The organism is Phocaeicola barnesiae DSM 18169 = JCM 13652 (assembly GCF_000374585.1).
GTDB lineage: Bacteria > Bacteroidota > Bacteroidia > Bacteroidales > Bacteroidaceae > Phocaeicola > Phocaeicola barnesiae.
On the sequence record NZ_KB894643.1, the window covers coordinates 219,575 to 239,107 of the forward strand.

Genomic DNA, 19,533 nt, shown 5'->3' on the forward strand with positions numbered 1-19,533 from the left:
TCTTCGTCCGCGCTTTTTGGAAAGCAAGAAGAAAGGCATGGCAGTTTCACAACTACCATGCCTGAAATGAGAAAGTTTATGTTTGTAAAAATGAGTGCTTCTTCTGAGTCGTTAGAAAATCACACCCAAGCGGAAACCCAAGTTATGTAAACCTTTTATCTCGCCTGTAAGTGTCTGTACATGATTGGTGGCATAGCTGTAGTAACCGGCTATGTGAAGTCCCCAATGCTGTCCGGTAGGATGGATGCGTACACCGAATTCCGGAGAAACGTAATAGCCCCAGCTGTCATGCTGTACACCGCCCGTACCGAAATAAGTGGTATACTGGGCATACATGGCACCTGTCTTCACGCCCAGGTAAGGTTTGGCTATCGAATTGTTCACCAACGGAAAAGCGGCAGAAAGACCGAAAGGAAGCTGGAAAGCCGAACGCTGCTGGTCGGTAGTCAGGGCCTCGGTCGAAGAGAGCGACAGGGTTTCGCGGCCTACGTATTTATGGTTGGTATGATAGGACATGAAGCCGCCCAGCCCTACGTTCGGATGTACATCGTACAGCACCTCGAAGTTCATACCCCAACCGCTCATCTTTTCGGTGAAATCGTTTGACAACGGAGAGTTCACCTGCCAGTCTACTATCGCATGGAATTTATTCATATCCACCTGAGCCGAGCTCTGTGTTACACCGGCAACCAACAAGCCTACCGCTACAGCAGCTTGTCTGAATAATCTATTCAATTTTTTCATGACTGTTACTTCTTATTAGTTATTTGCACTGATATAAGATGACTGCTCGAAAGCCTGGTCTACCGCATCGAGCAACAAATCGAGGTTATAATCGCTGTTTCCGTACTTGTATCCGGAAGCATTGGCGTACCAGATTACCGGTAGCTTGTTGGACGATTGAAGGCTGTTGGTCGGGTTAGTCAGGTTTAGCAGCTCCATCACCAGAGCATTCGTGTTGTACGAATACGTCAACGGGTACGGATAATACCAGCCACCCCAGTAGCTACCCCAGTAGGCACAGTTCCACCAGTTGCCCGGATAGTTTCCGGTAATCACTTCGGTCTGTTGCGCCAGGTAAGAAACCTGTACACCCAAGTCGGCATCCGACTTGAACTGAGGGTCTGCGATACGTACGTATCCACGCTCGTTCAGGTTGTTGGCCACTTCCTGGATGATAGCCTGGGCATTTTCGTCACTCCAGTACGTCTTGTTTTTCGAAGAGTTCAGCAGCAGGATACTGTCCGGCAGGTAATAAGTCTGGAACGAATCGAATGCGGCATTCTTGTCATAGTCCGTATAGACCACGAGTTGGGAACTCAAGTCATCCAGATTGGGATCCTTTTCACAAGACACCATTCCCAGTGCCAAGCATAGAAGAAAAAACAGTTTTTTCATAATCGAATTACTTTTAAGATATAGTTTAGAATGTTGAACCTTGGAAAACCGTACTCTGAGAAGAAGGAACCAATTGTCCGTTCAGAGTCAGCTGATTGGAGTTGAAGTTCGGATTTACGGTAACCGAAGCCTGATTGCTTCCGCTATAGAGCGTAATGTTTACGGCAGCCGATATGGCAGCACCTATCACATTCATCGCCACATAGACATTGCCCGACTTGTCTGTCGTCACCTGATAACCGGATACGGAACCCTGCACCGTAATGCCTCCCAAGCCGTTCGGACCGGCGGCCGGAATATTGAAGGCAATCTGGACAACCGCCTGGTCATCGTTTACAGACACGAAATTGGTATTGGAAGATACAAAGGCTGTCTGCCCGTACTTGAAGACAACCTGATTGGCCTCCAGCGTAAATGCCTTGTTGTTGATAGCCTGAAAAGCCTGGCTGAACTGCAGGCTGTCCTGACGCTCTTCCTGTGCCCTGCGCTCCTCACGCCGCTGCTCACGCAACAATTTCTTCTGATCCTGTTGATCCTGGGCATGGATGTGCCCGAGAGCCACCCATAGAGCTAACACCACAAATGATACAATTTTTTTCATAATCTAAAAATTTAGTTTAGTTTCGTACTATAAACAAACCTAATTGGCGTTTTACTTAAGAGATACCTCATAAAAAAGACTAATAGATGTTATTCCTATCGATTATTTCCGTATATTTAAGGGGAAAAATTGATAGAAATCTTAAATCGCCCTGTATTATGAACAACGTGACCGATATTACCATCTTGATTGCAGTCATTGCATTGGCCTTATGGCCCATTACCCTGTTTGCACTACGGATTATCCATGAACGGAAGAAGAAACTGGAACACATCGAACGGATGAGCCGCAACGAACTGGATGACATCTCCACCCAGGACCTGGTCATCAGCACCCTGAAGAAAATAGGTTGCCAGCCTTCCATCAATCAGGAAGGGAACGTCACCTTCAAGTATCAGGGAGACGATTTCTACATCGCCGCCGAAGAGGACAGCCGCTTCATCATGATCTGGAACCCGTGGTGGGGCTCCATCTCGGCCGACAACGAAGCCTTCCCGTATCTGAAGGAATTCATCAACCTGGTGAACGTGAACTCGCTGGTCACTACCGTGTACATGGCCGATGAGGACGAGAAGACCGTCGGTATCCATTCCCGTTGCCATACCTATTTCTCACCCAACGAAGGCGAACTGGAGGAACACCTGAAACTATTGCTCGATTCCTTCTTCGACACCCACAATGCCATCAAGGAAAACATGAACCAGCTCGGTTCGGCCGCCGCCGAAGCGGAAGAGAAGAAAGACCGGGTGAAAGTGAAGGGATTCGCGGCGTACAAGGAAAATACCACACCGCTAGAATCGCAAAAGGAATAAAAATCAGCTAATCAACTCATTGTACATCCGTTATTACAAACGGACGTCTTACCTAAAACGAACTCGTATTTACATCAAAACGTCCGTTTGTATTGACTTGAACAAACGGACGTTTTTTACATGGGTATATCCAATCATGCCGTCCGCCACTCCGATATCGTACCCGTCTCGGAAGAGAACACCGCACCTATCTTATAGAGCTTACGTCTGTCGGACGCGTATTCAAGGGCATAACCCTTCTCCTCAATCTGACGGAGTGCCTCCTCCGCGCTTCCGTCGAGCTTGAACTCGAAGATGTACACATATTCCGGAGTCTCCACGATGCAGTCCACCCGCCCGCGGCTCTGGACCTTCTCCGCATACACCGCATACACACTGATGAGGCGCATAATCAGGTAGAACGTGTAGTGGAAATAGCGTTCACGTTCACGCTCGTTCTCCTTGCGGCGCATCGTGTACGGGATGCTGGCCAGGAAAGAGGTAAGGCCTGCGCGGAAGTCATCAAGCCGACCCTCCTCCAGCTGGAAGGCGGCATCCTTCGTCCAGGAATCCACGCTCTCACTCCCCTTGAAATACTTGGTGGCAACCAGTGAAAGGAAACCGTCCTTCACCTCATTGTTCGGATAGTCAAGCAGGAACAGGTTACGGCGCAGATCAAAATCCTTTATTGTCAGATAACCGCTCTGATAGATCATCGGCAGAGGCTGCTCCACATCGGCCTTGTAGTCGATGAACTCCTTGGGAGCATAATACTTGCCCGTTATCTCGTCCATATTCTCGTCAGTATGCGAAAGTAGACGGATCAGATAAGTCGGCGTACCGCTCTTGAACCAGTAGTCACTGATTCGTTGCGCGTCAAAGGCATTCAGAAGGCTGAACGGGTTATAGACATCGGTCATGAAATCGCTGAAATGATAGCCGTCATACTGGGCCTTAAGCATCGCACGCATCTCGTCGTAAGAGCACCGGTATACTTTGGACATCGACTCTATCGGATCACGGAAAGTAGCGTCAAGCTCCTCCTGGGAGATGCCGCAGAGTGTCTCGTACTTGCCGTGCATACTGATATCCTTAGGCTGGTTGAAACCGCTGAACACGCTCACCTGAGAGAACTTGGTCACACCCGTCAGGAACACGAACTGAAGATGCTCGTCGGCACTCTTGAACACCGAATAGAAACCCTTGAGGATATTCCGGTGCTCCTCTTCCAGGTTCTTGTTCACGTCAAGCACATCCAATATCGGCTTGTCATATTCGTCGACAAGAACTACGGCGCGACGGCCGCTCTGTTCATGAGCCGCTCGAAGCACCTTGACAAAGCGGTTCCCGATGTCCGAACCGATTTCACCTGAATCCAGTGAATATATTTTTTCCCAATCGGAAACATAACTTCTTATGCGGTTTTCCAGCATCCCCTGTCTGGTATAATCAGAACCGTTGAAATCCATGTGGAATACTGGATAGACCTTCCACTCCTTCTCCAAGGCCTCTATCTTCAACCCCTTGAAAAGCTCTTTACGGCCCAGGAAATAGTTCTTCAACGTGGACACAAGAAGGCTCTTGCCGAAACGGCGCGGACGGCTCAGGAAATAGATTGCCCCCTCCTTTGCCAGGGAGTACACCATGTCCGTCTTGTCGACATACACGTAACCGTCCTCTATCAGCCGGTCGAAACTCTGGATTCCTATCGGATACTTCATATAGAAAATCATTATAGACTATCACCACCAAAGATACGAAATGGCGACAGTATAGACAAATGAAAAACGGATTTTTCTCTTCCAACGGGACAGTCAGGACATCCAGCGGAAAAAGGCCACTTCACCCTTTCAGTAAAGTAGCCTCCCTAAAAACGGTTCTCCGATTCTAAAACAGCATGGCTGCTTATTCTTTCCGCATACTGAACTCGCAACCGCAATACTGCTGGTTATAGAAATCATATTCCTTGATGATGGCGATGCGGCGTTCGCTCAAGCCGCCTTTCCGCCAGTTCTGGTCCCACCAGGTCACATCGGGGAAAGCCTCGACGGCGAAACGTCCGGCCTCGTTGATCTGGTCCAGACTCTTCCAGCGTGAAGAAGCCAGGGTCGTGGTGATGACCGTAAAGCCGTGTTCGTGGGCATAACGGGCGGTATCGCGCAGACGGAGTTTGAAACATTTCAGGCAACGCCCTCCCCGTTCGGGTTCCTGCTCCAGTCCCTGCACCGCACATCGCCACGCTTCGTGGTCGTAATCGGCATCCACGATGTCCAGCCCCAACGAGGTGGCATAACGCGTACACTCGTCCTTACGGATCAGGTACTCTTCCAGCGGATAAATGTTCGGGTTGCAATAATAGATGGTGGGACGGATGCCGTGCTGCATCAGACATTCGATGATGGCCGACGAACAGGGGGCACAACAGGTATGCAGCAGCACCTTATCGGCACCGCCCGGCACTTCCAGTTCAAACTTCTTCTTTTTCATCACGCTTCCTCTCCTTCGCTGAACAAAGGTACCAGCAAATCCGGTACACGCACGCCTTTCCGCTTGATGTCTTCCAGGCAATTCCGACCCTTTTCGCTGAGTACAAAATACATCTGCCGCTTGTCCTGTTCGCCCAGGCTACGGATAACCAGTTCCTTCGCCTCGATGGAACGGAGCACCTTCGAGGCATGCGAAGGAGTCATCCCCGTCCGTTCGACGATGACGCTGGCCGTCACCGTCTCCTGTCCGATGCTGCACAACGCCATCGCCTCGTTCAGTGTCACCTGGTAATTGGCTATCAGGTCGGCTTCCAAATCAGAGAGAGCCTTGAACAGCTCTCTCATCCTGCATATACATTGAATTTTTTCCATAATCAAATAAAGAGATTCACGTTGGCCTCTTCGGCACGGCTCATGTAGGTGGCTACACCGCCTACGGTGACTTCATCCAGCAACTCTTCTTTCTTGATGCCCATGACGTCCATCGACATCTGACAGGCGATGAATTCCACACCGTTGTCCAGGGCTTGCTGACGCAAGGATTCCAACGAATCCACGCCTTTGCGTTTCATGAGGTAACGCATCATCTTGCTGCCGATGCCGCCCATGTTCATTTTCGAGAGCTTCAGCTTCAACGAGCTGGAAGGAAGCATCTTGCCGAACATCCAACCGAAGAAGTCCTTCTCCACCTTCGGCTTCTGTACCTTCTTGATGGCGTTCAGTCCCCAGAACGTGAAAAAGACAGTCACCTTCTGTCCGGTAGCCGCCGCGCCGTTTGCCAGCACAAAAGTAGCCAAAGTTTTGTCAAGGTCATCACTGAAAAGGATGAAAGTTTTTCCTTTCTCTACGGGAGCCTGCTGATGGGCCGCTACCGAACAGGCGGTAGCCTTCTCTATTTCAACCCGATAGACTCCGTTTTCCGAACGGCTTCCTATCCAGCGGTGTCCGGTTGTCCGGCACCAGGCTTCCGCGTCGCGGGGGAATCCGGCATCGGTCGCCCGGATTTCCAGGTGCTCGCCGGCCTGTAGTTCCTCCATGCTCTTCTTCAGCTTCAGGATAGGACCCGGACACTGGATTCCGCAAGCGTCCACCTTCACTACCCGGGCAGCCACCGGCTCTTCGCAGGTACAGGTTTCTTTTCGGGGAACAGGCGCGCACGACCAGCCCGAAGAAACAACCGGCTTGACGGCCGACAGATACGTCTTCAGTCCGCCGATGAGGTTGCGTACATCGGCATATCCGTTCGCTTTCAGGATGTTCGAAGCCAGATAGCCCCTCAATCCTACTCCACAGAACAGGAAGACCGGCTTGTCCTTCGGAATCTCGCTCATGCGTTCACGCATATCGTCCAGCGGAATATTGACCGCTCCTTCGAGGCTACCCAGGGCAAACTCATCCGGCGTACGGACATCCACCAGAGTCACTTCCGACAAATCCGCCTCCCGGAGTTCCCGCCAATAGAGCGGAGTCATCTTGCCGCTCAGGATATTACCGGCTACATATCCGGTAATGGCTACCGGGTCCTTGGCCGAAGCGAACGGAGGCGCGTATGCATGCTCCAGCTCCATCAAATCGTATACGGAATCTCCCCGCTTGATGGTCAGGGCGTATTCGTCGATACGCTTGTCTATCCCCTTGTACCCCACAATCTGGGCTCCGTAGAGCTTGCCGTCCTTGGGCGAGAAAGTAATCTTGATGTCCATCTGTAAGGCACCGGGATAATATCCGGCATGCGAACCGGCATGAATCGTCGCCGAGAGGTATGGGATTTCCATCTGTTTCAAGCGCTTGGCGGGGAGTCCCGTAGCGGCTACCGTCAAATCGAAGACCTTGGCGATGGATGTGCCGATGGCTCCTTCGTACCTCACCTTGTTCCCGAAGACCAGGTTATCGGCCACGATGCGTCCCTGCCGGTTGGCCGGACCGGCCAGATAATTCAGCCACGGTTTGCCCGTCAACGGATGCGGATATTCGATGGCATCGCCTACGGCGTAGATGGAGGCGTCGGAAGTCTGAAGGTATTCGTTCACCTTGATTCCCCGCATCTCGCCCAACTCGATTCCGGCTTCTACGGCCAGTTTCGTTTCCGGACGCACGCCGATGGAAAGAATCACCAGGTCCGCTTCCAGACGGATACCGGACTGGAACTTCACGGTCACCCCTTCTGCCGACGGTTCAAAAGCCTCCACACCCTGCTTCAGGTAGAGTTTTACCCCCTTCTGCAACAGGTGTTCGTGCACCAGCGCCGCCATGGAGAAATCAATCGGCCCCATCACCTGGTCGGCCATTTCTACCACCGCCACCTCGGCTCCGGCATGATGCAGGTTCTCGGCCATCTCCAGACCGATGAAACCGCCTCCTACGATGACGGCCCGACGTACGGTATGGCTGTTCAGGTATTGCTTGATACGGTCTGTATCGTAGACGTTGCGCAGGGTAAAGATAGCCGGGAGGTCGATACCGGGCAAGGGAGGACGCACCGGCGAAGCTCCCGGAGAGAGCAACAGCTTGTCGTAAGACTCACGGTACTCTTTCCCGTCGGCGGTACGGACACTCACTTCCTTCTTCGCACGGTCGATGGCTATCACTTCCGAACGGGTACGCACATCGATGTTGAACCGACGGCCGAACACCTCCGGCGTCTGTACGAACAACCGCTCACGGTCTTCTATCACACCGCCTATATAATAAGGTAGGCCACAATTGGCATACGAAATGTATTCTCCCCGCTCAAAAAGAACGATGCTTGCTTCTTCTGTATTTCTACGGATACGGGCAGCAGCCGTTGCACCTCCGGCTACTCCACCTATTACGACATATTTCATCACACTAAAGTTGTTTTAAATTATTTCTACTGGAAAATTTTTACAAAGGAATTATTTTATTTCCTTATAACAAAATTTCCAGTGGAAAATTTCTTCCCTTTAGTGCTTTTTAAGGAATTGGCCGCTCTTTTGCCCTCAGGCGGTCACGGCCGTACCGGCATCGAACAGGCGTTTCAGGTTTCCGGCCTCGCCTACCACCCAAAGCACATCGTCCTTCAGCAACGATGCCTGTACATCCGGCGTATGCAGGTTGCCGTCATGACCGGACTCCACGCCCACTACCAGGCAATGGTACACATTCCGGATGCCGCAATCGATGATTGATCGGCCGACAAACGGAGAATCTGCCGTCAAGGCGAATTGTTTCAGATACATTTCCCGCTTCTCGAAATCCTCTTCCTCGCGTCCGTCGGAAACCTTATCTGCCTGGGCCGCGAATTCAGCCAGTTGCTCGTCGGTACCGATTACCTGCAAGGTATCTCCCGGATAAATCCGGTTGTCACCACCCGGAATATTGATGCGGTGGGCTCCGCGGATAATGGAGGCCACGTAGACTCCGTATTTCCGGCTGAAATCCAGTTCGCGCAAGGTACAACCGGACCACAACGATTCGGCGGCTACCACCAAATCCGACAAGTGCAAGTCACGGTCGAGCAGGTTGCCGGCATATTCCGGCTGCTTTTCGCCCAGATATTCCTTGTGCATGTCCTTCGAACGCAGATTCTGCACGAAGGTACGTTCCAGCGCAATGGATTGCTTCTTCAGGAAACGGGAGAATATCATGAAGATAATCAGCAACAAGGCGATACCGACTCCCAGAGCGGCCGAGGCACGGAACAGGTAATTGATGAGGTACATGATGAACATGCTCGCTATCACGACACGGAGCAGAATCAGCGAGATGAGCGGGGCGTGGTTGAAACGGCTGTCCGCCCACAACGCCTTGAACTCGATGGAGCGGTTCTTCTTCATAATCAGCGCGCGCAGGAACGGGGCAAGCAGCAGGGTAGTCATCACCGCACCGATGATCCGTCCCCACAGATCTCCCATGGCCGCCTTCAGCAACGGAAGGATGAAATGCAGGGAAAAGGCGGTCACCGCAATGGAAAGCACCACATAGATTACAATGATACGGACAATGGCCACCAGCAGCTTCCGCCAATAGTTGGTTACGTTGGCGTTCTGCGCGCCGGAAGAGGAAGTATAGCGGGTTATCAGATTCTTCCAGCGAACCGGAAGAAGCCGGTCCACCAGCTGATAGGCCGGTCCCGACAGACGAATCATATAAGGTGTCAGGAACGTCGTGATGACGGATACGGCCACCACAACGGGATAAAGGAAGTCGCTGGTCACCTTCAGGCTGACTCCCAACGAGGCGATGATGAAAGCGAACTCACCGATTTGGGTCAGACTGAACCCGCATTGCATGGCAATCTTCAGCGGCTGACCGGAAAGCAGCACACCTCCGGTTCCCAGAATGGTCTGTCCCAGCAGGATGGCTATCACAATGGCCACAATAGGCCCCCAATACTTGACAATCATGGCCGGGTCTACCATCATACCGACCGATACGAAGAAGATGGCTCCGAACAGGTCCTTCACCGGATTCACCAGTTTCTCGATACGCTCCGAATCGATGGTTTCCGAAAGAATGGACCCCATAATGAACGCGCCGAAAGCCGGCGAGAAACCTACCTGGGCCGCCAGCACCACCATCCCGAAACAGAAGGCCAACGAAACGATGAGCAATGTCTCGTCACTCATCATCTTCCGCACCCGTTTCAGGAACAGCGGAATGAGGTAAATGCCTACCACAAACCACAATACCAGGAAGAATATCAGCTTCAGGATGCTGGAAATCATCTCTTCGCTCTCGAAATTCTGGCTCACCGCTATGGTAGACAGCATCACCATCAGGACAATGGCCAGAATATCCTCCAGTATCAGAATACTGAGGACAAGCCCCGCAAAGCGTTGCTGCCGGAGCCCCATGTCATCGAAGGCCTTGTAGATGATGGTAGTGGAAGACATGGCCAGCATACCGCCCAGGTAGAGACAGTCCATCTGTTTCCACCCGAAACACCAGCCCACGAAAACGCCCACCACAATCATGCTGAGAATGATGGCACAGGCCGAAATCACCGCCGACCCGCCTACCTTCATCAGTTTCTTGAAGCTGAATTCCAACCCCAAGGCAAACAACAGGAAGATGACACCGATGTCCGACCAGGTCTGGATATTGGAGGTATCGGTGACCGACGGAGTAATCTCAAAATGAGGGCTGGCCATGAAACCGGCAACGATATACCCCAACACCAACGGTTGCTTCAGTTTCTTGAAGATGAGTGTCATAACACCGGCACAAATCAGAATCAGTGCCAAATCACTGATAAGCGGAGCTAAATGTGACATTTTTCCTTGTGTTTGAATTACCGTGCAAAAGTAAAACAATAATATAACATGTGCGACGGATTATCAGAAAAAAGGTACACCAATCTTTTCGCTGATACAAGGAATAAGAGAACCGGTCGGCAAATCTGATAATTGTAAGTATTGTAATATGTTCGAAAAAACCCGTAGGGACGCACGGCCCGTGCGTCCGGAATACCGTTTGACATATCCACGAACTTTAAGACTACCCCAACGAATCGGAATATTCAATGTATCTTCATCGGTCGAAGAAGAAAAGGGCGCACGTCCTGTGCGCCCCTGTATGGCTTGCCCGTCATGCACCCACGACGAACCGTTTATTTGCGGAACGGCGGTTTCACCACCTGGGCCTTCAACCGGCGCCCCCGGTTATCCAGGTAGATTTCCGTACCAGGCTTGGAGAAATCAACGGCCACATATCCCATTCCGATACCGATTTTGCGGACAGGCGACATGGTTCCGGAAGTCACATGCCCGATGACCTTTCCTTCCGCATCGGTCAAGGAATAGCCGTGACGCGGGATTCCCCGGTCTATCATCTCGAAACCGACCAGCTTGCGGGTGACTCCTTCGGCCTTCTGTTTTTCCAGGGCAGCCCGGTTGGTGAAGTTCTTCCCCTCCACGAATTTGGTAATCCATCCCAGTCCGGCCTCCAGCGGCGAAGTCGTATCGTCGATGTCGTTTCCATACAGGCAGAATCCCATTTCCAGACGGAGGGTATCACGGGCACCCAGACCGACAGGCTTGATACCGAATTCCGCTCCGGCTTCGAAAATGGCGTCCCATATCTTCAAGGCATCCTGCGGATAGAAATACAATTCGAAACCACCCGCACCTGTATACCCCGTATTCGAAATGATGACCTCCGGAATACCGGCAAATTCACCTACCTGGAAAGCATAATAAGGTATCTCGGAAAGGTTGACCGGAGTCAGCTTCTGCAAGGTAGCCAGGGCTTTCGGTCCCTGAACGGCCAGCTGACCGATATGGTCGGAAGAATTTTCCAGTTCGGCGCCTACCTGATTGTGGGCAACACACCAATTCCAGTCCTTTTCGATGTTGGCGGCATTCACCACCAGCATGTATTTGTCCTGTCCGTAATCATAGACCAGCAAATCGTCAACGATACCGCCCGTTTCATTCGGGAAACAGGTATACTGTACTTTACCGGGCACCAGCACGGCCGCGTTGTTGGAAGTCACCTGCTGGATGAATTCGAGGGCATGGGGACCTTTTACCCAGAATTCTCCCATGTGGGAGACATCGAAGACACCGACCGCATGGCACACCGTCAGGTGTTCATCCAGGATACCGGAGTATTCTATCGGCATGTTATAGCCGGCAAATTCATGCATTTTGGCACCGAGAGCGATATGTTTCTCGGTAAAGGGGGTTGTTTTCATACTTATCAGGTTTAAAGTTCATTTTTCATGATTGCTTTTTTCTTTTGATGTCAAAAAGGAAAAGCTGACAAAGAAAAAACACCGACTTCCGTTTTGAGGCGGCTGCAAAGCGTCCTCCGGCGGAAGCGCAGGATGCCGTTTCTCCGCTGTCTCGCCTCAAAACCAAGGTCGGAATATAATTGATAGCCTTATTACCAATAGCTAGGTTTCCAACTTTTAATTTTTAATTTTTAACTTTTAACTAAAACTCAGCAATACCGTTTGGCGGTCAACTGGGCGATTTTCACCACTACCATCATGGCCTTTTCGATGGAAGGTATCGGAACGAACTCATAGCGTCCGTGGAAGTTCAGTCCGCCGGCAAAGATGTTCGGACAAGGCAGCCCCTTAAACGACAACTGGGCACCGTCCGTACCGCCACGGATAGCCTTCACCTTCGGTTCTACCCCGGCTTCCTGCATGGCGGCAAACGCGATGTCGATGATGTGCATCAACGGTTCCACCTGCTGGCGCATGTTGTAATACTGGTCTTTCAATTCTACGGTCACGATGGCTTCGCCGTACTTTTCGTTCATCTGCTCGGCGCATGACAGCATCAGCTGCTTGCGTTCCTCGAATTTCTGGCGGTCGTGGTCACGGATGATGTAAGACAATTGTGTCTGCTCCACTTCACCTTCCATACCGATGAGGTGGAAGAAACCTTCGTATCCTTCGGTAGTGGCCGGAGTTTCGTCGGCCGGAAGCAGGCGGGCATATTCATTGGCCACCAGCAAGGAATTGATCATCTTGTTTTTGGCATATCCCGGATGTACATTGCGTCCTTTCACATGCACCTTGGCCGAAGCTGCGTTGAAGTTCTCGAACTCCAGTTCACCCACTTCACCACCGTCCATGGTATAGGCCCACTTGGCACCGAACTGTTCTACGTTGAACTTATGGGCACCCAGACCGATTTCTTCATCCGGATTGAAACCGATACGGATTCTTCCGTGCGGAATCTCGGGATGCGCTTTCAGGTAGGCCACGGCACCGATAATTTCGGCGATACCCGCCTTGTCATCGGCTCCCAGCAGGGTATGTCCGTCCGTTACAATCAGATCCTCGCCTACGTGGTCCAGCAATTCCGGGAACTGTTTCGGAGAAAGGACAATCCCTTCTTCGGCACACAACGGAATGTCCTTCCCGTCGTATTTCTCAACAATCCGCGGCTTCACATTCTCACCGCTCATGTCCGGACTGGTATCCATGTGGGCTATGAAACCGATGGTAGGTACTTCCCACTCTACATTGGAAGGCAAGGTGGCAAACAGATAGCCGTGTTCGTCCAGGGTTATCTCTTCCAGCCCCAAAGCCTCCAGTTCCGTTTTCAGATATTGTGCAAACACCATCTGTTTGGGCGTACTCGGAGTAACCTCTGTCGACTCGTCAGATTGTGTATCAAAACTCACATACTTTAAAAAGCGTTCAATTACTGTCATAATCCTCTTTCTGAATTTAATGATTTCTTACATGTAAAAGTAGCAAAAGGGTTACAAACAGCCAAACAGATTATCATTTTTTCGTATAACAAAAGGTTGATTTACGTTCCCGCCTCGCCAGCCCGGATATAATCCTTGAGGGCCTCCACATATTCCTCGAAGGCTTCCTGCCCCCGGGAGGTGATGCGAAAGGTTGTCCGTTGGTTCCGCCCGGCATTGACACGCTTCATGGTGATATACCCTGCCGTCAGCAACTTATCCAACTGCACGGACAGGTTGCCCGCAGTCGATGCCGTCTTCTCTTTCAAGTACACGAAATCGGCTTCCGCCACCGACATGAGGATGGACATCACGGCCAACCTCAACTGGGAGTGCAACAACGGATTCAGCGGACGGAACATAGGCATACACCCTGTTTTTCATCATTTGACCGAAGTAACCGGATTCTTGATGCGATGTCTCACCTGCCACTGCATGGCACACCCGGCCAACACCAGGCCAATCAGACAAAACAGGATGAAAGAAAGGATTCCATACCCTATTGAACCGTTCATCGAAGTCACATACAGGTAAGCCATGGAACAGCCTCCTATCAGGCAGGAAGACGCGTAACGCAACTTCAACAGTACCTCCAGTATGATGACAAGTCCGACAAACAAAGAGGCAAGATATATCAGAAACACCACGTTGTAATTCCCTTCGTTTGAAAAGAGATAGACTCCCGAGAGCAGAGCCGGAAACAGCCACATATACATCCAAGCCGCATGAAACATCTCATCGAGGAAGGTCTTGACCCGCTTTTCCCGGTACCGGAGAGCTATCAACCAAGCCGATACCGGCATCAGAAACGTAAACCACATCACTTGGGAATCGGCCAAATACCTCCTTGCTACCAGCATGCCGATACAAATCAAGACCAAAGCTACCCCCGTCATCCACAAAATATCGCTGTTTTTACAGCTCAAACGGGCACGGTTTTCGGACATTATCCGGGTTATCAGTTCCAGACTTTCGTTCTGATTCAGTGTTTTTTCTTCCATAGTACGTCTGCTAAAAGTTTACATCATAAACTCCAAGAAGGAAAATAAAAGGAAATTTCTCCTTTGCCCGCCAACATTTCCAAAGGGTACCTGTCCTTCATCCCCCTCTTCGTTTTTTCGGATGAAAGCCTTCCACTCTTCTTTCCAGCCGCATCCCCGCCATGCGTCTTTCCAAAGAGAAAAATCAGACTTACATCCTGAAAAGCAAGAGGTTATCATCTCCTTTCCAATATGATGCAAATATAATAAAAAAGTTTATATCGCAAACTAAAAAGGCAAATCCAATCGTTTCAACTACGACCATTCTGTTCTGAATCTTACAATGAAAAGATAACAGCCTGTTTCTCAGGGCCAAAACCACACATCGCTAAAATGTGAAAAATCATTAACAAGTGGAGAATATTTTCTCCTCTCCCCTTACGCATGACAAAAAATAATTAATGATTATCCGTATATTGTCCGTTAAATTTTAACATTCAGACTGTAAATATACCATGTGAAATATTTTTATATATCGTTGAAATTCAGTATATTTATACCATGAAACATTAAAACCTACCATTATGAATCTTCTGAATTTCATGAGTAATTTCGCAGATGAGGAATCCTGTGTGACCTATCTGAAAGAACAACGGGAACGCCGCGGAGTCGTATGCAAGCATTGCGGTTGCACCGAACACCGTTGGGATGCTCACAAACGTTGTTTCGAGTGTCGGAACTGCCACAGCCGTCAGTCCTTACGTTCAGGTACTGTCATGCAGAACAGCAAACTTCCGTTCCGCTACTGGATTGCCACCATGTTCCTGCTGATTAGCACCAAGAAATCCTTTTCCACAGAGGAAATCCGTCGTCAGCTGGGGCATAAACGATACCAGCCTGTCTGGGAGATGGTCTGCAAGCTTCGTGACGTCATGGGTAAACGTGACGCACAGTACTCCCTGGACGGACAGGTCGAGCTTGACGACGGCTTCTTTACCACGGAACGTCCCGAAGAGGAGAAGGATACCCCCTTAAAAAGGGGACGTGGCAGTCAGAAGAAGTCCAAAGTGGTGGTCATGGTGGAAAGTGCCCCTTCGCAGAGACATCCCAGGAAAGGAAAGCCTTCCAAAGTGGTAGGACATCTGAAGATGCAGGTCATTCCAGACCTGAAAACACAGACAGTTACCGATGTTGCGAAGAAACACCTTGAACCGTCCGTCGAACTGACCACTGATGATTCCACCTCCTACCATAAGCTCGGAGAACATGTACAGAAACACCAGACGGTGATTTCGGACAAGAAGAACGTGGAGAAGATACTGCCGTGGGTACATATCGCCATCAGCAATGCCAAGAGATTGCTTCTGGATATGCACCACAGGATCAAGCATGAGTATCTACAGTATTACCTCAACGAATTCTGCTACAAGTTCAACAGAAGGTATTTCGGAGAGAAGCTCTTCGACAGGGTCGTCTTGGCTGCCATCAGCTACAACACCGATTTCAAGTCAAGAACATACAGACGGACAACATGCGGATAATCATAAATAATTTTTATTTTTAACATATTTCCACTCGTAAACGACACCTGATTTTTGGTATTATAGATAACATCCCTTATCTTTGTAATACAAAATTTTTTCCGACGGTTTTAAAAACAGCCGGAACAGATTAAAAAATACAGAACGTACCCCCCCCCCGCAAAAAACCTGAACACATGAGCGTTAACCGAACAACTGAACTGACTGACCGACTAAACCCGAAACGAAACATGCACTTCATACCGCCGAAGTTCTGACCCCTCTTCCGGCTGTTCCAACTGTACGCCCTGGCAGAAACCCGCACCTTCCACGGCCGGCAGCGAGCGACATTTCCGGAAAAACATACCCAAGCAACTGGTTTTTAACACTCCAAACAGGAGTAAAGAACGGAAATCTTGAGGGACAACAGAAAAACTTTCGTACCTTTGCAGACGTTTTTAAGGAGATGAATCCTTAACCCATTATGAAACAGACATTCATGAGAAAAATTATTTTATCATTCCTCATGTGTTTAACCGTGCTGGCCGGTTTCTCACAGACTGACAAGACAACACTTGATACGGCTTCTGTCGCCGAACGCCCGCTCACCAAGAAAGAGCTTCACAAGCAGAAAGTTGCCAAGCGTAATTTTCACTACAACATCCTGGGAGGCCCCAGCTATTCGCCGGACTTCGGCGTACTGATAGGCGGTAGTGCCCTGATGACTTTCCGGATGGACCCGAAGGACACCACCATGATGCGTTCGGTAGTACCGGCTTCCATGGCTTTCATGTTTTCGGGAGGGCTGAACGTGGTAGTGAAACCTCAGCTGTTCTTCAGAAACGACAAGTTCCGTATCTTCGGACAATTCACTTACAAGAACACCCAAGAGAACTATTACGGCGTAGGCTATGAGACCAACAAGGACTATGTGCGGAGCGAAACGACCAGCCAGTACCAATACAGCGGCATACAGGTCAATCCCTGGTTCCTGTTCCGTCTGGGTGAAAGCAACTTCTTCTTAGGCCCCCAAGTAGACTTGAACTACGACAAGATGAAAGACGTGGCCGAAGGGATTACCAAAGACCCTTACTACATCGCCGCCGGAGGAACAGAAAACGGCTACAGCAACTTCAGTTCCGGAGTGGGATTCCTGCTGAGCTACGACACCCGGGACATTCCGGCCAACCCGTACAAGGGGCTTTACCTGGATTTCCGCGGGCTGATGTACCAGAAATGGCTGGGCGGTGACAACAACTTCTACAGACTGGAACTGGACTACCGCCAATTCAAGACCGTAGGGAAACGGAAAGTCCTCGCCTGGACCATCCAGAGCAAGAATGTATTCGGAGACAACATCCCGTTGAACAAATACGTCCTGAGCGGAACACCGTTCGACCTGCGCGGCTATTACATGGGACAATACCGCGACAAGACCTCGCACATGGCCCTGGTGGAATACCGGCAGATGTTCAACAACAGCCGTGACACGTGGTTCAAACGGGTTATCTCTCACCTGGGCTACGTAGCATGGGGAGGCGTGGGATTCATGGGTCCCGACCCGGTACACATCGAAGGTGTATTGCCGAATGCCGGTCTCGGTCTGCGCATCGAAGTACAACCCCGTATGAACGTCCGCCTGGACTTCGGCCGGAATTTCATCAACAAGCAGAACCTGTTCTACCTGAATATGACAGAGGCTTTCTGATACACCGACCAGAAAGCCCCTCCCCAATTTATATCTGAAATCCTTTGCCCGGACCAACCCAAGCAAAGGATTTTATTTTGCCTATCAGAAACAGCTGGAACCGTCGAAGCAATGGGTGCAGACCTTGCACTTCGGCAGACCGATGGCCTCGACCAGTGTCTCCAGGGTATTGAACTTCAACGAAGTCAGACCGAACTGCTTGCGGATACGTTCCACCAGTTCCTTGTATTCCGGAGAATCAGTCGTAGCGTATTTATCCAGCTTGGCGTTCGCGTCGCCTTCTATCTCCTGGATGATGCGGCGGGTGATGAGTTCCATATCGCTCTTCGAGGAGGTGAAACCGATGAACGGACAACCGTAAATCAGCGGCGGACAAGCGATACGCATGTGTACCTCCTTCACGCCATACTCATAAAGCACCTTCACATTGTCGCGCAACTGGGTTCCACGTACGATGGAGTCATCGCAGAACAACAGACGTTTGCCTTCCAGCATGGCCCGGTTCGGAATCAGCTTCATCTTAGCCACCAGCGAGCGCATGCTCTGGTCGCTCGGTGTGAAGCTACGGGGCCAGGTCGGTGTATACTTGGCGATGGCACGGTGATAAGGCACCCCTTTCCCCTCGGCATACCCCAATGCCATTCCTACGCCGGAATCCGGAATACCGCAGGCGCAATCCACTTCCGACTCATCGGTCTGTCCCATCTTGTATCCCGAAGCGAAACGCACCTCTTCCACGTTCTTGCCTTCGTAACAGGAGGCAGGGAAACCGTAATACACCCACAGGAATGAACAGATCTGCATCTTGTCGTTCGGCTTGCGGAGCTGTTCCAGTCCGTCGGCACGCATCCGGATGATTTCTCCCGGACCTACGAAACGGTCAATCTTATAGTCCAGGTTCGGGAAGCTGCTCGATTCGCTGGTAGCCGCGTAGGCCCCGTCCTTCTTACCGATGACAATCGGCGTACGTCCCCACTGGTCGCGCGCCACGATGATGCCGTCTTCGGTCAGAATCAGCATGGAGCAAGAACCTTTAATTTTCTTGAACACGTGCTCGATACCTTCCACAAAAGTCTTTCCCTGGATAATCAGCAAAGCGATGAGTTCCGTCTGATTGGTCTTCCCCATGCTCATTTCCGAGAAGTGCATGTTGGCTTCGAGCAGCTCCTGCACCAGTTCCTCCCGGTTGTTGATTTTAGCGACTGTAACAATGGCGAAATGCCCCAAATGAGAATTGATCAAGATAGGCTGAGGGTCCGTATCGCTGATGACGCCGATACCGGCCTTTCCTTTGAATTTCTTCAACTCCGGTTCAAACTTGGTCCGGAAATAAGAGCTTTCCAGGCTGTGAATCGTACGCGCAAAGCCTTCGCCTTCGGCGTATGTAGCCATACCGGCACGCTTGGTACCTAAATGAGAATTATAGTCTGTCCCGTAAAATAAATCGGTCACACATTCAGTCTGAGAGACTGTTCCGAAAAATCCTCCCATAGTGTTTGTTTAGTAGTTCAAAATTGAAAATTTTTGCAAAAGTACGAAAATGGAAGAATATACGCAAACACGGAGCGTTAAGACAAAAAAAAAGGAAATCTCTTTTCGAAGACTTCCTTTGCTGAGCCTCTTGTCGGATTCGAACCAACGACCCCGAGATTACAAATCACGTGCTCTGGCCAACTGAGCTAAAGAGGCAAACGAGTAAGCAGTTTTTCTGAATCCACAGACGCTTACTCCCGTCTGTTTCTTCGAGCCTCTTGTCGGATTCGAACCAACGACCCCGAGATTACAAATCACGTGCTCTGGCCAACTGAGCTAAAGAGGCGGGTGGGTAAGCTGACCATATCGCGCCGCTACAACCAACTACCTTTGCTGCGATC

Annotated in this window: 16 protein-coding genes and 2 tRNA genes; 3 read left to right on the forward strand and 15 right to left on the reverse strand. The window is 50.5% G+C overall.

Going from position 1 to position 19,533, the window contains the following annotated elements; translation table 11 throughout:
- Positions 1 to 111 precede the first annotated feature (111 nt).
- The 3 genes from C510_RS0100915 to C510_RS0100925 are packed head-to-tail and all read right to left on the reverse strand — an operon-like array spanning position 112 to position 1,999.
- On the reverse strand, positions 112 to 744 hold the full coding sequence (locus C510_RS0100915; RefSeq protein WP_022340601.1) for an outer membrane beta-barrel protein: 633 nt from the start codon (positions 742 to 744) through the stop codon (positions 112 to 114).
- A 15-nt stretch (positions 745 to 759) separates the two neighbouring features.
- A complete protein-coding gene (locus C510_RS0100920; protein ID WP_025892133.1) occupies positions 760 to 1,398 on the reverse strand; it encodes a DUF4136 domain-containing protein in 639 nt (212 codons plus the stop codon).
- A 25-nt stretch (positions 1,399 to 1,423) separates the two neighbouring features.
- Positions 1,424 to 1,999: a DUF4251 domain-containing protein gene (locus C510_RS0100925; RefSeq protein ID WP_025892132.1), complete on the reverse strand. Its 576-nt coding sequence runs from the start codon at positions 1,997 to 1,999 to the stop codon at positions 1,424 to 1,426.
- A gap of 167 nt (positions 2,000 to 2,166) precedes the next feature.
- Between C510_RS0100925 and C510_RS0100930 the strand changes: the two genes are divergently transcribed.
- Positions 2,167 to 2,811, forward strand: a complete 645-nt coding sequence (locus C510_RS0100930; RefSeq protein WP_025892131.1) for a hypothetical protein — start codon at positions 2,167 to 2,169, stop codon at positions 2,809 to 2,811.
- 134 nt (positions 2,812 to 2,945) lie between these two features.
- Here C510_RS0100930 and C510_RS0100935 read toward each other — a convergent pair whose 3' ends face one another.
- The 9 genes from C510_RS0100935 to C510_RS0100975 form a co-directional block, all read right to left on the reverse strand.
- Positions 2,946 to 4,511, reverse strand: a complete 1,566-nt coding sequence (locus C510_RS0100935; protein ID WP_025892130.1) for an ATP-binding protein — start codon at positions 4,509 to 4,511, stop codon at positions 2,946 to 2,948.
- 184 nt (positions 4,512 to 4,695) lie between these two features.
- Positions 4,696 to 5,277 (reverse strand): epoxyqueuosine reductase QueH, encoded by a 582-nt coding sequence (locus C510_RS0100940; RefSeq protein WP_018709459.1) that lies wholly within the window; start codon positions 5,275 to 5,277, stop codon positions 4,696 to 4,698.
- Positions 5,277 to 5,648: a MarR family winged helix-turn-helix transcriptional regulator gene (locus C510_RS0100945; protein ID WP_025892129.1), complete on the reverse strand. Its 372-nt coding sequence runs from the start codon at positions 5,646 to 5,648 to the stop codon at positions 5,277 to 5,279. The genes C510_RS0100940 and C510_RS0100945 overlap by 1 nt, the downstream gene beginning before the upstream one ends.
- A 2-nt stretch (positions 5,649 to 5,650) precedes the next feature.
- Positions 5,651 to 8,101, reverse strand: coding sequence for an FAD-dependent oxidoreductase (locus C510_RS0100950; protein ID WP_018709461.1), 2,451 nt, complete (start codon positions 8,099 to 8,101; stop codon positions 5,651 to 5,653).
- Positions 8,102 to 8,236: 135 nt separating this feature from the next.
- The gene (locus C510_RS0100955; protein WP_025892128.1) at positions 8,237 to 10,513 is read right to left on the reverse strand and encodes a cation:proton antiporter domain-containing protein; all 2,277 of its coding nucleotides are present in this window, start codon (positions 10,511 to 10,513) and stop codon (positions 8,237 to 8,239) included.
- Between the two features lie 335 nt (positions 10,514 to 10,848).
- A complete protein-coding gene (gene gcvT / locus C510_RS0100960) occupies positions 10,849 to 11,934 on the reverse strand; it encodes a glycine cleavage system aminomethyltransferase GcvT (protein ID WP_018709463.1) in 1,086 nt (361 codons plus the stop codon).
- A 248-nt stretch (positions 11,935 to 12,182) separates the two neighbouring features.
- A complete protein-coding gene (gene pepT / locus C510_RS0100965) occupies positions 12,183 to 13,412 on the reverse strand; it encodes a peptidase T (RefSeq protein WP_026320049.1) in 1,230 nt (409 codons plus the stop codon).
- 101 nt (positions 13,413 to 13,513) lie between these two features.
- Positions 13,514 to 13,813 carry a winged helix-turn-helix domain-containing protein gene (locus tag C510_RS0100970; RefSeq protein ID WP_025892127.1) on the reverse strand — a complete coding sequence of 100 codons (300 nt, stop codon included), beginning with the start codon at positions 13,811 to 13,813 and terminating at the stop codon, positions 13,514 to 13,516.
- A 21-nt stretch (positions 13,814 to 13,834) separates the two neighbouring features.
- Positions 13,835 to 14,452, reverse strand: a complete 618-nt coding sequence (locus C510_RS0100975; RefSeq protein ID WP_018709466.1) for a hypothetical protein — start codon at positions 14,450 to 14,452, stop codon at positions 13,835 to 13,837.
- Between the two features lie 563 nt (positions 14,453 to 15,015).
- Here C510_RS0100975 and C510_RS0100985 point away from each other — a divergent pair.
- Together C510_RS0100985 and C510_RS0100995 are read left to right on the forward strand one after the other, a co-directional pair.
- Entirely contained in the window at positions 15,016 to 15,972 is a 957-nt protein-coding gene (locus tag C510_RS0100985) for an IS1595 family transposase (RefSeq protein ID WP_018709468.1), read from the forward strand.
- Between the two features lie 478 nt (positions 15,973 to 16,450).
- The gene (locus C510_RS0100995) at positions 16,451 to 17,659 is read left to right on the forward strand and encodes a BamA/TamA family outer membrane protein (protein WP_026320050.1); all 1,209 of its coding nucleotides are present in this window, start codon (positions 16,451 to 16,453) and stop codon (positions 17,657 to 17,659) included.
- 84 nt (positions 17,660 to 17,743) lie between these two features.
- Here C510_RS0100995 and C510_RS0101000 read toward each other — a convergent pair whose 3' ends face one another.
- The 3 genes from C510_RS0101000 to C510_RS0101010 form a co-directional block, all read right to left on the reverse strand.
- Positions 17,744 to 19,150 (reverse strand): amidophosphoribosyltransferase, encoded by a 1,407-nt coding sequence (locus C510_RS0101000; protein WP_018709471.1) that lies wholly within the window; start codon positions 19,148 to 19,150, stop codon positions 17,744 to 17,746.
- Positions 19,151 to 19,274: 124 nt separating this feature from the next.
- A tRNA-Thr gene (locus C510_RS0101005) sits at positions 19,275 to 19,348 on the reverse strand.
- Between the two features lie 56 nt (positions 19,349 to 19,404).
- A tRNA-Thr gene (locus C510_RS0101010) sits at positions 19,405 to 19,478 on the reverse strand.
- Between the last annotated feature and the right edge of the window lie 55 nt (positions 19,479 to 19,533).